The organism is Pseudomonas sp. GW823-FHT02C02 (assembly GCF_058797635.1).
On sequence record NZ_JBXAJV010000015.1, the window covers coordinates 1 to 14,021 of the forward strand.

Consider the following 14,021-nt stretch of genomic DNA (forward strand, 5'->3'; position numbering starts at 1 on the left):
GGTGGGTGATGACGGGATCGAACCGCCGACATTCTGCTTGTAAGGCAGACGCTCTCCCAGCTGAGCTAATCACCCTTCACTTTCGGTGTGGCGCGCATTCTACGGAGCGACCCAACCTCTGGCAAGCACTTTTTACAATAATTTTTGCAGGCCTTCCAAAGGCTTAGAGAAGGGTTGGCCTATGGCTTCGCTAAGAGAATAATGCCCCCCTTTGTATAAAGGAGAGACTCGCCCCATGTGGTTCAAAAACCTGCTTATCTATCGCCTGACCCAAGATCTGCCTTTTGATGCCGAGGCGTTGGAAACTGCACTGGCCACCAAACTGGCGCGTTCATGTGCAAGCCAGGAGTTGACCACCTATGGTTTCGTCGCGCCCTTCGGCAAAGGCGAAGATGCCCCCCTGGTGCACGTCAGCGGCGACTTCCTGCTGATCTCCGCCCGTAAGGAAGAGCGCATCTTGCCGGGCAGCGTCGTGCGTGACGCTGTGAAGGAAAAGGTCGAAGAGATCGAAGCCGAACAAATGCGCAAGGTCTATAAAAAGGAACGCGACCAGATCAAGGATGAAATCATCCAGGCGTTCCTGCCGCGTGCCTTTATCCGTCGTTCGTCGACCTTCGCTGCTATCGCGCCGAAACAAGGCCTGATCCTGGTGAACTCGGCCAGCCCGAAACGCGCCGAAGACCTGCTGTCCACCCTGCGCGAAGTGATCGGCACACTGCCGGTACGTCCGCTGACCGTTAAAATGTCGCCGACCGCGACCATGACCGAATGGGTCACCACCCAGAAAGCCGCGGACGACTTCTTTGTGCTGGACGAGTGCGAACTGCGCGACACCCACGAAGATGGTGGCATCGTGCGTTGCAAGCGTCAGGACCTGACCAGCGAAGAAATCCAGTTGCACTTGAGCACCGGCAAAGTGGTGACTCAGCTGTCGCTGGCCTGGCAAGACAAGCTGTCTTTCGTCCTCGACGACAAGATGGTGGTCAAGCGCCTGAAGTTCGAAGACCTGCTGCAAGACCAGGCGGAACAGGACGGCGGCGAAGAAGCCCTCGGCCAGCTGGACGCCAGCTTCACCTTGATGATGCTGACCTTCGGCGACTTCCTGCCGGCCCTGGTTGAAGCGTTGGGCGGTGAAGAGCTTCCGCAAGGGATCTAAAAGCGTGTGATATCACTGTGGGAGCAAGCCTGCTCGCGAAGGCGTTGTGACAGTCGGCATTTATGTCGACTGATACACCGCATTCGCGAGCAGGCTCGCTCCCACATTGGTTTTTGTGGTGTTACTTAATAATAAGGATCAGGCCATGCGCGCCCTCGCTGCATTGAGTCGTTTTGTCGGCAACACCTTCGCTTACTGGGTATTGATTTTCGCGGTCGTGGCGTTCTTGCAGCCGACGTGGTTTATCGGCCTGAAAGGCGCGATCGTGCCGCTGCTGGGCCTGGTGATGTTCGGCATGGGCCTGACACTCAAACTCGAAGACTTCGCCGAAGTCGCTCGCCATCCGTGGCGCGTGGCGCTGGGCGTGGTTGCACATTTCGTGATCATGCCCGGTGTGGCGTGGTTGCTCTGCCAGGCGTTTCACCTGCCACCGGAAATCGCCGTCGGCGTGATCCTGGTCGGCTGCTGCCCAAGCGGCACCTCGTCGAACGTGATGACCTGGCTGGCACGCGGCGACCTGGCGCTGTCGGTGGCCATCGCCGCCGTCACCACCCTCCTCGCTCCGCTGCTGACCCCGGCGCTGATCTGGCTGCTGGCCTCGGCGTGGCTGCCGGTGTCCTTCATGGAGCTGTTCTGGTCGATCCTGCAAGTGGTGCTGTTGCCGATCGTGCTGGGTGTGGTTGCCCAGCGTTTGCTCGGCAGCCGGGTGCGCCATGCGGTGGAAGTATTGCCGCTGATTTCGGTGGTGAGCATCGTGATCATCGTCACCGCCGTGGTGGCCGCCAGCCAGGCGAAGATTGCCGAGTCCGGCCTGCTGATCATGGCCGTGGTGATGTTGCACAACAGCTTCGGATATCTGCTGGGTTACTTCACCGGGCGCCTGTTCAAGTTGCCGCTGGCCCAACGCAAATCCCTGGCACTGGAAGTCGGCATGCAGAACTCCGGCCTCGGTGCTGCGTTGGCCAGTGCGCACTTCTCGCCACTGGCGGCGGTGCCTAGTGCGCTGTTCAGCGTCTGGCACAACATTTCGGGGGCGTTGCTCTCGACGTATTTCCGTCGCATGAGCGAAAAACAAGACCGGGAAACCGCAGTTCAGCAAGCGGCCGAGTAATCCGCAAACTTGATCCCCGGGTTAATGATGGGCACTCTATGGCGCAACGCGAGGACGACCTCGCGGCTCGATCGAGTCATTAATCTGGGGACGACCCCGTCAATCGATGGAGGTCTTTCATGTCCTGGATCATTCTGTTTTTCGCCGGCCTGTTCGAAGTCGGCTGGGCCGTCGGCCTGAAATACACCGATGGTTTCAGCCGCCCTCTCCCCACCGCATTGACCGTTGCCGCCATGGCGATCAGCCTTGGCTTGCTGGGCCTTGCCATGAAGGAATTGCCGCTGGGCACGGCCTATGCGATCTGGACCGGTGTGGGTGCGGTGGGCACGGTGATCGCCGGGATCATTTTGTTTGGTGAATCCATGGCGCTGTTCAGGCTGGCCAGTGTGGCGTTGATTATTGCCGGGTTGATTGGGCTCAAGGTCAGCGCCTGACCTTTAGATGGCCTTCGCGGGCAGCCTCTTTCCTGCAGGGTTTCTGGCGCATCCCGAATGATGGATATGCCACAAACCCCGCAGGAGCGAGGCTTGCCCGCGAAGAGGCCCTCACAGTCACCGACTATCTAACGGCCCCACGCAAATCCCCGACCATCGCCTGCAACGTCGCCGGCTCCGCCGCCTCAACCGCCACCGCCGGCCCCGCCACCAACGTCACCCGCGACCACAACCGACGAAACAAGCCCTTGCCCGGATCGCGGCTGAAGAAACTCCCCCACAACCCTTGCAACGCCATTGGAATCACCGGCACCGGCGTCTCTTCGAGAATGCGCACCAGCCCGCCCTTGAACTCACTCATCTCCCCGTCAGCGGTCAACTTGCCTTCCGGGAAGATGCACACCAGTTCACCGTCCTTCAGGTATTGAGCGATACGCGTGAAGGCTTTTTCGTAGATTTGAATGTCTTCCTGGCGCCCCGCAATCGGAATCGTCCCCGCCGTGCGAAAGATAAAGTTCAGCACCGGCAAGTTGTAGATCTTGTAGTACATGACAAAGCGAATCGGCCGACGCACCGCACCGCCAATCAGCAACGCATCCACAAACGAAACATGGTTGCAGACCAGTAATGCCGCGCCTTCATCCGGGATCAAATCGAGATTGCGATGCTCCACGCGGTACATCGAATGGCTGAGCAGCCAGATCAGGAAACGCATGGTGAACTCAGGCACGATGCTGAAGATGTAGGCGTTGACGCCGATGTTCAGCAGCGACACCACCAGAAACAGCTGCGGAATCGACAGCTCGACCATGCTCAGGAGCACGATCGAGACAATCGCCGACACCACCATGAACAGTGCGTTGAGAATGTTGTTGGCGGCAATCACCCGCGCCCGCTCGTTCTCGGGGGTGCGCGACTGAATCAGCGCATACAGCGGCACAATGTAGAAACCGCCGAAAATCCCCAGACCCAGAATGTCGATCAGCACCAGCCAGGCGTGACCAAAACCAAGGATTTCGATCCAGCCGTGGCCGGCAACGCTGTCTGGGATACCGCCGGAATGCCACCACAGCAGCAAGCCAAAGACCGTCAGGCCGAACGAGCCGAACGGCACCAGGCCAATCTCGACTTTGCGTCCGGAGAGCTTCTCGCAGAGCATCGAACCGAGCGCGATCCCCACGGAAAACACCGTCAGAATCAGCGTCACCACGGTCTCGTCGCCGTGCATCCATTCCTTGGCATAGGCCGGGATCTGCGTCAGATAAATCGCCCCGACAAACCAGAACCACGAGTTGCCGACGATGGAACGCGATACCGCAGGCGTCTGCCCCAGGCCCAGTTTCAAGGTGGCCCAGGATTGGCTGAAGATGTTCCAGTTCAGGCGCATTTGCGGCGACGAGGCCGCCGCCCGTGGAATGCTGCGACTGGCCAGGTAGCCGAGCACCGCGACAGCGATGATCGCGGTGGACACGATGGGCGCGTAATGACTGGACGACATCATGATCCCGGCGCCGATAGTCCCGGCGAGGATCGCCAGGAACGTGCCCATTTCCACCAGCCCGTTGCCACCCACCAACTCTTCTTCACGCAGGGCCTGGGGCAGGATCGAATATTTCACCGGCCCGAACAGCGCCGAGTGCGTGCCCATGGCAAACAGCGCCACCAGCATCAGCGACAGGTGATCGAACAGGAAACCCACGGCGCCGACCGCCATGATGGCGATTTCCCCGAGCTTGATCAGTCGAATCAGCGCGTCCTTGGCGAACTTTTCCCCGAACTGGCCGGCCAGCGCCGAGAACAGAAAGAACGGCAGGATAAACAGCAACGCGCACAGGTTGACCCAGATCGAACGGTCACCGTCGATGGTCAGCTTGTACAGAATGGCGAGGATCAACGACTGCTTGAAGATGTTGTCGTTGAACGCCCCGAGGGACTGCGTGACAAAGAACGGCAGGAAGCGCCGGGTGCGAAGCAAGGTGAACTGTGAGGGGTGGCTCATCTTCCATGGGTCCCTGAGATTGGGTAAAGAGTGGCTTGGCGATTTGCTATTGGAATGTCGAACGTCGATCCAGGCCACACATTACCTAATCTTTGCGGCTTATTTCTTTAATCCTGCAATGCACGGCGAGACAAACAACTCACCCCGCCACGCGCCCTGCACTGTGCGTTTGGAGACAATCAGCCACATCACCGCCAGCATCGCCACCAGCACGCAGCCAAAGACATTGAAAAACGCCAGGTTCAAGGTGCTGCCCAGTTTCAACGTCGTCAGAGAATAGACGCCCAGCGGGAAGGTGAAGCCCCACCAGCCCAGGTTGAACGGGATACCGTCGCGCAGGTAACGCACGGTGATCAGCACCGCCATCAGCATCCACCAGAAGCCGAAGCCCCACAGCGTGATCCCGGCCACCAGGCCCAACCCGGCTGCAATTTCACCGATGCCCGGCAGGCCGTTGGCCGCAAAGATGGCCGGCGCATCGGCGCCCAGCAGCAACATGCCCAACGCCCCGGTGCCGATCGGCCCCAGCGCCAGCCAGCTGGAGGCGGCCATGTTTTCGTGAGGCAGTTTATGCAGCGCCATGCGCAGCAACAGAATGGTCAGAATGCTGAACGCCACCGGCAGGGAAAAGGCCCACAGCACGTAGCTGGTTGTCAGCACGACCAGTTGCGAATGGGCATCGGTCAAGTGCGGTGCCAACAGGCCCCCACTGGCGGCCGCCACTTCCGCCGCGACCACAGGCAACAGCCAGACCGCTGTCATCTGGTCGATGCTGTGCTCCTGACGGGTGAACATCATGTAGGGAATCAGCACACCGCAGGCCAGCGACATGACCACATCGAGCCACCACAGCACCTCGGCGACATGAATCACTCCATCGCCCCAGCGCGGCAAGCCGAACACCAGGAAGCCATTGATGATGGTCGCCAACCCCATGGGGATGGTGCCGAAGAACATCGAGACCGTGGAGTGACCGAAGATCCGCCGAGCCTCATCGAAGAACAGCACCCAGCGTGCCGTGTACGCGGCGGTGAATAATACGAACAAGCAGATATTGAGCAGCCAGAGACCTTCGGCCACCGCCTTCAGTCCGGGCATGGCGACGGGCAATTGCGCCAGTGCCAATGCCAGCACGCCCGTGCCCATGGTCGCGGCGAACCAGTTGGGCGTGAATTGGCGAATCGCCTCAAGCGGGTGCTGCAAATGGCTGAACGGTCTTGAACCGAGGGTGCTGCTGTTGGGGCATGTCATGGTGAATTCCTCTCCTCTTGTGAGGTGGAATCCATGGTAGATCCGAATCGAATATCTATATAACGGGTAATATCTCTAACTGTTATCTGTTTTGTAGATATGCGTCAGACGCTACCTTCCGTCTCGATCACCAGGATCCGCGCCGCACCTTGTGGATGGGCAACGTGTTCGGTGCCCACCGAGGCGTAGAAAATGTCGCCGATGTCGAGCAGCGTGTCCTTTTCAACGCCGTCTTCGCGATAGCGCATCTGCACTTGGCCATCGAGTACGACGAACACTTCCTGCCCATCGTTGACGTGCCATTTATACGGCTGATCGGTCCAGTGCAAACGGGTGGTAATGCCGTTCATGTTGGCGATATCCAAGGCGCCCCAGGCGCGGTCAGCAGTGAAGGATTTGCTGCGGATGATCTTCATCGGGTGGTCCGTTGAAATGGGTGGCGACGCCAAGGCTAGCGGTCATCGAGCATCGGCGCCACAGACTTTGGCAGGCTGTTGACGCATCAACGCGGGCAGAGCACTGACCGCCAGGATAATCAGCACCGCGCCATAACCATCAGTCGTGGTCACCAGCCCAAAGGCCCGCGTCAGATTCCCCGCCAGCAACGATGGCAGGCAGAACGCCAGATAACTGAGCACATAAAACGCCGACATCAACCCGGCCCGTTCATGAGGCAAGGCTAACGGCACGACACTGCGCAACGCGCCGAGAAAACTCGCGCCAAAACCGCATCCGGCGACCAGCGTCCCGATGAAAAACAACGGCAGACTGGCGCTGTGAACCGCCAGTAAAATCAGCGCCACACCGACGGGCAGAATGCTCGCGCCGACCCGCAAGACTTTGTCGGCCGGGCGACTGCGCAAGGTGTAGATCATCAGCGCGCCGGTGACAGTCAGCACCGCCACTGTCGCACCGCCAATCAGATTTGAAGTCGATCCGGTGGCCGTCCGCACAAGGGATGGAGCGAGGGACGCGTAAAAACCGCCGAGCGCCCAGGCGGCGGTGTTGATCGGCAACACCAGCCACAACGCACGCCTTGCCTGGATGGGCACATGCAGGGTCGGGCGCAGCGACGCCAACGCGCCACGTTGCGCACTGACGCTTTCCGGCAGACGCCAGACGTACAGCGCCTGCAACCCGAACATCGCGAGCAGCACCCAGAAGGTCAATTGCAGCGGCAGCGGCGCAAACTCGGCCAACAAACCGCACCCCATGGCGCCGGCTGCCATGCCGAGCAGGGGAGCGACGCTATTGACCAGCGGACCTTGCTGGCGATCCGTGTCGAGCAGCGCGGCGCCCAACGCAGCCGTGGCCATCCCGGTAGCAAAACCCTGAAGCACCCGGGCACTGATCAACCAGGCGACGCTGTCGGCATTGATAAAAAGCAGCATGGCCAGCATGTTCAGCGCCACAGCGGTGAAAATCACCGGTTTGCGTCCCAGGTAATCCGAGAGCGAACCGACGGTGAGCAGCGCGGCGAGCAAGCTGATGGCGTAGACGCCGAAGATCAGGGTCAGGGTCGCCGCCGAAAATTGCAGGTGTTCCTGATACAAGTGATACAGAGGCGTTGGTGCAGTGGAAGCGGCGAGAAAACTCAGTAAAGTGATCGCCAGGAACCACAGGCTGGAACGGTTTGATATCGAGCTGGACATACGCACACTCCGCAAAAGCTAATTTGTTGCTTTTGCGGAGTGTGCTACTGACCCGAGCTTAAAGCAAATTCTTTGTGTTAAGGTCCGCCGTATGGCTATTAAAGAAGGTTTACGCCCGGGCGGTCGAAGCGCCCGGGTGCAAGAGTCGATTCATTCGGCTGTCCGCGCCCTGCTTGAAGAGCAGGACCGCTCGACCGTGACCGTCCCGCAAATTGCTGCGCGCGCGGGAGTGACGCCGTCGACCATTTATCGGCGCTGGGGCGATTTGTCGGTGTTGCTGGCAGACGTCGCGCTGGCGCGCATGCAACCCGACAGCGAACCCGCCAATACCGGCAGCCTGCGCGGTGACGTGCGAGCCTGGGCCGAGCAATACCTGGATGAGATGAGTTCCGAGCCTGGCCGCAACATGCTTCGCGACGTGCAATGCAGCCTCACACCGGTCTATTGCACGACGATCATTGGCGGGCAGTTGCAGACGATTCTGGACCGTTACCCGGATCAGCCGAAGCCGAGTGTTGATCGATTGATCAACCTGGTGGCGGCACCGACGGTGTTTCGGATCCTGTTTTCAGCGGCGGCACTGGAGGTTGAGGAGTTGCATCAGTTGATCGAGATTGCTTTGAATCAGTGAGGCCGTTTTCGCGGGCAAGTCGCGCCGCATCTCACGCTCCTACAGGCTTTTTTGTCGTTCGCAGATTATGTAAACGACACATAACCTGTAGGAGCGTGAGATGCGGCGACCCGACTTGCCCGCGAAGAGGCCAGCACAAACACTAAAAATCCAACTGACAAACACCCTGCGACACCCCACCACGCCACGACCTTGGTCGACACTGACTATCCCCGGCCATCGTGCGAGACTGTCTGACCGGGCGGGAGTCCCGGGTGTCTTTTGTCGGGAGTTCCCATGTCGCTGTCCAGCGGGCTGATCGCCGCCGTCGCCCTGGCCTATATGGCCATCATGTTCGCCATCGCCTTTTACGGCGACCGTCGCAGCACACCGTTGCCGCCGCGAGTGCGCGCCTGGGTATACAGCCTGTCGCTGGCGGTCTATTGCACCAGCTGGACCTTCTTTGGCGCCGTCGGCCAGGCCGCCGAGCAACTCTGGTCATTCCTGCCAATTTACCTCGGGCCGATCCTGCTGCTGGTCTGCGCGCCGTGGGTCCTGCAAAAAATGGTGATGATCAGCAAGCAGGAGAACATCACCTCCATCGCCGACTTCATTGCCGCCCGCTATGGCAAATCCCAATCGCTGGCGGTGGTGGTGGCGCTGATCTGCCTGGTGGGCGTGTTGCCCTACATTGCGCTGCAACTCAAGGGCATCGTCCTCGGGGTGAACCTGCTGATCGGCGCCGGTGCCGACGCCATGGGCACCCGCGCCCAGGACACGGCGCTGATCGTGTCGCTGGTGCTGGCGCTGTTCACCATTGTCTTCGGTACCCGCAACCTCGACGCCACGGAACACCACCGTGGCATGGTGCTGGCGATTGCCTTTGAATCGCTGGTCAAGCTGTTCGCGTTTCTCGCGGTCGGCGCGTTCGTGACTTACGGCCTGTACGACGGATTCGACGACCTGTTCAACCAGGCCATGCTCGCCCCGCGCCTGGAGGCGTACTGGAAGGAAACCATTAACTGGCCGTCGATGGTGGTGCAGACCGGCGTGGCCATGATGGCGATCATCTGCCTGCCCCGGCAGTTCCACGTGACGGTGGTGGAAAACATCGACCCTCAGGATTTGCGCCTGGCGAAATGGGTGTTCCCTGCCTACCTGGCGCTGGCAGCGCTGTTTGTCGTGCCTATCGCCCTCGCCGGCCAGATGCTGCTGCCCAGCTCGGTCCTCCCGGACTCTTTCGTCATCAGCCTGCCACTGGCCCAAGCCCATCCGGCTCTGGCGATGCTGGCCTTTATCGGTGGCGCCTCGGCGGCGACCGGCATGGTGATTGTCGCCAGCGTGGCGCTGTCGACCATGGTTTCCAACGACATGTTGCTGCCGTGGCTGCTGCGCCGAAACAACGCCGAGCGACCGTTCGAAGTGTTCCGCCAGTGGATGCTGTCGGTGCGCCGGGTCAGCATCGTGGTGATTCTGTTGCTGGCTTACGTCAGTTATCGCCTGCTCGGCTCCACAGCGAGCCTGGCGACCATCGGCCAGATCGCCTTCGCCGCCGTGACCCAACTGGCCCCGGCCATGCTCGGCGCGCTGTACTGGAAACAGGCTAACCGCCGGGGCGTGTTCGCCGGTCTCGCCGCCGGGACATTCCTCTGGTTCTACACCCTGATTCTGCCGATCGCGGCCCACAGCCTCGGTTTGTCCTTGAACAGTTTCCCGGGGCTCGCCTGGTTGCACAGCAACCCGCTGAACCTGCCGCTCACCCCGCTGACCCAAGGCGTCGTACTGTCGCTGGCGGCCAACTTCACGCTGTTCGCCTGGGTGTCGGTGCTGTCACGCACGAGGGTGTCGGAACACTGGCAGGCCGGTCGTTTCATCGGTCAGGAAATCAGCGCGCGCCCCAGCGCCCGCTCGATGCTCGCAGTGCAGATCGATGACTTGCTGCAACTGGCCGCACGCTTCGTCGGTGAAGAACGGGCGCGGCAGAGCTTCATCCGTTTTGCCTACCGCCAAGGCAAAGGCTTCAACCCGAACCAGAACGCCGACGGTGAATGGATCGCCCACACCGAACGCTTGCTGGCGGGTGTACTCGGTGCTTCTTCGACGCGTGCGGTAGTCAAGGCCGCCATCGAAGGTCGGGAAATGCAACTGGAGGATGTCGTGCGGATCGCCGACGAAGCCTCGGAAGTGCTGCAGTTCAACCGCGCCCTGTTGCAAGGCGCCATCGAAAACATCACCCAAGGCATCAGCGTGGTCGACCAGTCGCTGAAACTGGTGGCCTGGAACCGGCGTTATCTGGAACTGTTCAATTACCCCGACGGGCTGATCAGGCTTGGCCGCCCGATTGCCGACATCATTCGCTACAACGCCGAGCGCGGACTGTGCGGCCCCGGTGAAGCCGAAGTGCACGTCGCCCGCCGCCTGCACTGGATGCGTCAGGGCCGCGCCCACACCTCTGAAAGACTGTTTCCCAACGGGCGTGTGATCGAGCTGATCGGCAACCCGATGCCCGGCGGCGGTTTCGTCATGAGTTTCACGGACATCACCGCGTTCCGTGAGGCCGAGCAGGCGCTGACCGAAGCCAACGAAGGCCTGGAGCAGCGGGTCACCGCGCGGACCCACGAACTGTCCCAACTGAACGTGGCCTTGACCGAAGCCAAGGGCACCGCCGAATCGGCCAACCAGTCGAAAACCCGCTTTCTGGCGGCGGTCAGCCATGACTTGATGCAACCGCTGAATGCCGCACGCCTGTTCTCCGCCGCCCTTTCCCATCAAGAGGACGGTCTGTCCAGCGAGGCGCAGAAACTGGTGCATCACCTCGACAGCTCGTTGCGCTCGGCCGAGGACCTGATCAGCGATCTTCTGGATATTTCCCGCTTGGAGAACGGCAAGATCAACCCGGACCCCAAACCCTTCGTGCTCAACGAGTTGTTCGATGCGCTCGGTGCCGAGTTCAAGGCACTGGCTCAGGAACAAGGGCTGAAATTCCGTGTTCGGGGCAGCACATTACGGATCGACAGCGACATCAAACTGCTGCGTCGGATCCTGCAGAATTTCCTGACCAACGCGTTCCGCTACGCCAAGGGGCCCGTGCTGCTCGGCGTCCGGCGGCGCAAGGGCGAGTTGTGCCTGGAGGTGTGGGACCGTGGACCGGGAATCCCTGAAGACAAGCAGCTAGTGATTTTCGAAGAATTCAAACGCCTCGACAGCCACCAGACGCGCGCGGAGAAAGGCCTGGGACTGGGGCTGGCGATTGCCGACGGGCTGTGTCGCGTTTTGGGTCACACTTTGCGTGTAAGGTCCTGGCCGGGGCGCGGCAGTGTGTTCAGCGTCAGCGTGCCGCTGGCGCGGGCTCAAGTCGTCGCGCCAACCCAGGTCAGCGAGCTCAATGGCCATGTGCTGAGCGGCGCGCAGGTGCTGTGTATCGATAACGAAGACAGCATCCTGATCGGCATGAACAGCCTGCTGACACGCTGGGGCTGCCAGGTCTGGACTGCACGCAACCGCGACGAATGTGCGGCGCTGCTGAAGGACGGTGTACGCCCGCAATTGGCGCTGGTGGATTATCACCTGGACCATGGCGAGACCGGGACCGAGTTGATGGCGTGGTTGCGCACCCAACTGGGTGAGCCGGTGCCGGGAGTGGTGATCAGTGCCGATGGCCGGCCGGAGACGGTGGCCCAGGTGCATGCGGCGGGCCTGGAGTACTTGGCCAAACCGGTGAAACCGGCGGCGTTGCGGGCGTTGTTGAGCCGGCATTTGCCGTTGTAAGGACAGGTTTTAATCCCGTAGTGATTGAACCGACGCCTTCGCGAGCAGGCGCGCTCCCACGGTGGATCGGTGTTGTTGCCTACATCGAGTGGACATACAAAACCCTGTGGGGGCGAGCCTGCTTGCGATGCTTTCAGCTATTCAGGCAACTCGGCCAAGCCATCGACGTCGGTCATCGCTCGCTCCAGCAGATCAGCCGGCAAGCTCTTGCTGGCGCGCGCTCCCAGCAGCTTCAACTGCTCACTGCGACTGACCAGGTTGCCGCGCCCTTCTGTCAGCTTGTTGCGCGCAGAGCTGTAGGCCTTGTCCAGTTGCTGCAAGCGATTGCCGACTTCATCCAGGTCCTGGATGAACAACACGAACTTGTCGTACAGCCACCCGGCGCGCTCGGCAATTTCCCGGGCGTTCTGGCTCTGGCGCTCTTGCTTCCACAGGCTGTCGATGACCCGCAGGGTCGCCAGCAACGTGGTCGGACTGACGATGACGATGTTGCGGTCGAAGGCTTCCTGGAACAGCGTCGGCTCAGCCTGCAACGCAGCGGAGAACGCCGCTTCGATCGGCACGAAAAGCAAGACGAAATCCAGGCTGTGCAAGCCGTCGAGTCGCTTGTAATCCTTACCTGACAGGCCTTTGACGTGATTGCGCAGCGACAGCACGTGCTGCTTGATGGCGATCTGGCCGATGGCATCGTCGTCGGCCGACACGTATTGCTGATAGGCCGTGAGGCTGACCTTGGAATCGACCACCACCTGCTTGTCGCCCGGAAGATAAATGATCACGTCCGGCTGGAAACGCTCACCGTCCGGCCCCTTGAGAGTGACCTGAGTCTGGTACTCACGACCCTTTTCCAGCCCGGCGTGTTCAAGCACGCGCTCGAGAATCAACTCGCCCCAGTTGCCTTGGGTTTTCTGCCCTTTCAACGCACGAGTGAGGTTGGTGGCTTCGTCGCTCAGGCGCAGGTTCAGTTGCTGCAGGCGTTCCAGCTCTTTGGCCAGGGAAAACCGTTCACGGGCCTCGGCCTGATAGCTTTCCTCAACGCGTTTTTCGAAAGACTGAATGCGTTCTTTCAAAGGATCGAGCAACTGGCCCAGGCGCTGCTGGCTGGTTTCGGCGAAACGCTGCTCGCGCTCGTCGAAGATCTTGCCCGCCAGTTCGGCGAACTGTGCTCGCAGTTCGTCTCGTGAGCCTTGCAGGTCGTTAAGGCGTTGTTGATGGCTGTCCTGCTGCTCACGCAGCTCGGCCTGGAGCGAGGCCGCTTGAGAGTCCAGACGCCGCAGTTCGGCTTCTTTGCCGGCGCGCTCGATGTTCCAGGCGTGAGCCGCATCGCGGGCATCGTCGCGCTCTATCTGTAGCAGTTCGATTTCGCGGCGCATGGCGGCCAGCTCTGCCTGCTTGGCGGCGTTGGCCTGGCCAAGATCACCGATTTCATCGCGGCAGGCTTCGAGCTGAGCGTTCAAGCCGTCCTGCGCCAGTAGCGACATGGCCAGACGCTCTTCCAGCAAAGCCACCTCGGCTTGCCCCACGCTCGCCCGACGCTGGATTTGCCAGGCCAGTAACAGCAAGGGCAGTGCGGCACCCGCCAGACCCAGCAAAATGCTGGTCAAGTCCATAGCCATAGCGACTCCTGCCGATGAGATAAAGCTTGAAGGGTAACCAAGGCGTCAGGACTTGGACAGCTCAGTCTTCGACCAGGCCCAGTTCCTGTTGAGCACGCCGGTCCCCTGCCCGCGCCGCCTGGCGCAACAGATCCTGGCCAATGCGGCGATCGCGGGCATTGCCGCATTCGCGGCACATCAGCTGGCCGAGACGACTTTGCGCGGCCACCACGCCTTCACGGGCAGGCTGTTTGAGCAAGCGTCCGGCGAAATGTTTGACGTTGGTATTTTCACCCAGGCGCGGGCTATCGAGCAGCCACTCCGCCACGCGCATCGAAAAGCGTTTGGGAGGGGTAACACTGGGAGGTGTTGAGGTAGCAGAAACTGATACGGAGCGAAACTTCATAAAGCACTGTGGGGCAGATCGGAAGGCGCGCCACTCTAC

The 14,021-nt window shown here is 60.7% G+C and carries 11 protein-coding genes and 1 tRNA gene; 5 read left to right on the top strand and 7 right to left on the bottom strand.

Going from position 1 to position 14,021, the window contains the following annotated elements; translation table 11 throughout:
- Window positions 1–2: 2 nt before the first annotated feature.
- Window positions 3–75: transfer RNA gene (locus AC1ROI_RS23775), tRNA-Val, on the bottom strand.
- Between the two features lie 160 nt (window positions 76–235).
- On the opposite strand from AC1ROI_RS23775, the gene rdgC reads away from it, so the two are divergent.
- The 3 genes from rdgC to sugE all read left to right on the top strand — a co-directional run bounded on the left by rdgC (window position 236) and on the right by sugE (window position 2,701).
- Window positions 236–1,156, top strand: a complete 921-nt coding sequence (gene rdgC / locus AC1ROI_RS23780; protein ID WP_077749804.1) for a recombination-associated protein RdgC — start codon at window positions 236–238, stop codon at window positions 1,154–1,156.
- A 145-nt stretch (window positions 1,157–1,301) separates the two neighbouring features.
- Window positions 1,302–2,267: a bile acid:sodium symporter family protein gene (locus tag AC1ROI_RS23785; protein WP_077749803.1), complete on the top strand. Its 966-nt coding sequence runs from the start codon at window positions 1,302–1,304 to the stop codon at window positions 2,265–2,267.
- 119 nt (window positions 2,268–2,386) lie between these two features.
- Window positions 2,387–2,701: a quaternary ammonium compound efflux SMR transporter SugE gene (gene sugE, locus AC1ROI_RS23790; RefSeq protein ID WP_010456757.1), complete on the top strand. Its 315-nt coding sequence runs from the start codon at window positions 2,387–2,389 to the stop codon at window positions 2,699–2,701.
- A gap of 124 nt (window positions 2,702–2,825) precedes the next feature.
- Here sugE and AC1ROI_RS23795 read toward each other — a convergent pair whose 3' ends face one another.
- From AC1ROI_RS23795 to AC1ROI_RS23810, 4 genes are all read right to left on the bottom strand, one after another.
- Window positions 2,826–4,700, bottom strand: coding sequence for an MFS transporter (locus tag AC1ROI_RS23795; RefSeq protein ID WP_102599431.1), 1,875 nt, complete (start codon window positions 4,698–4,700; stop codon window positions 2,826–2,828).
- A 99-nt stretch (window positions 4,701–4,799) separates the two neighbouring features.
- Window positions 4,800–5,951, bottom strand: coding sequence for a TDT family transporter (locus AC1ROI_RS23800; protein WP_102595104.1), 1,152 nt, complete (start codon window positions 5,949–5,951; stop codon window positions 4,800–4,802).
- 104 nt (window positions 5,952–6,055) lie between these two features.
- Window positions 6,056–6,367: a cupin domain-containing protein gene (locus AC1ROI_RS23805; RefSeq protein WP_010456760.1), complete on the bottom strand. Its 312-nt coding sequence runs from the start codon at window positions 6,365–6,367 to the stop codon at window positions 6,056–6,058.
- Window positions 6,368–6,409: 42 nt separating this feature from the next.
- Complete coding sequence (locus tag AC1ROI_RS23810; protein WP_077749801.1) at window positions 6,410–7,603, bottom strand: MFS transporter; 1,194 nt, start codon at window positions 7,601–7,603, stop codon at window positions 6,410–6,412.
- A 91-nt stretch (window positions 7,604–7,694) separates the two neighbouring features.
- Between AC1ROI_RS23810 and AC1ROI_RS23815 the strand changes: the two genes are divergently transcribed.
- Both AC1ROI_RS23815 and AC1ROI_RS23820 read left to right on the top strand, forming a co-directional pair.
- Complete coding sequence (locus AC1ROI_RS23815) at window positions 7,695–8,234, top strand: TetR/AcrR family transcriptional regulator (RefSeq protein ID WP_010456762.1); 540 nt, start codon at window positions 7,695–7,697, stop codon at window positions 8,232–8,234.
- Window positions 8,235–8,510: 276 nt separating this feature from the next.
- Window positions 8,511–11,981, top strand: coding sequence for a hybrid sensor histidine kinase/response regulator (locus AC1ROI_RS23820; protein ID WP_077749800.1), 3,471 nt, complete (start codon window positions 8,511–8,513; stop codon window positions 11,979–11,981).
- Window positions 11,982–12,118: 137 nt separating this feature from the next.
- Here the strand turns inward: AC1ROI_RS23820 and AC1ROI_RS23825 are convergent, their stop codons facing one another.
- Entirely contained in the window at window positions 12,119–13,483 is a 1,365-nt protein-coding gene (locus AC1ROI_RS23825; protein ID WP_169857066.1) for a DNA recombination protein RmuC, read from the bottom strand.
- Between the two features lie 175 nt (window positions 13,484–13,658).
- Complete coding sequence (locus AC1ROI_RS23830; protein ID WP_077749798.1) at window positions 13,659–13,982, bottom strand: SEL1-like repeat protein; 324 nt, start codon at window positions 13,980–13,982, stop codon at window positions 13,659–13,661.
- Between the last annotated feature and the right edge of the window lie 39 nt (window positions 13,983–14,021).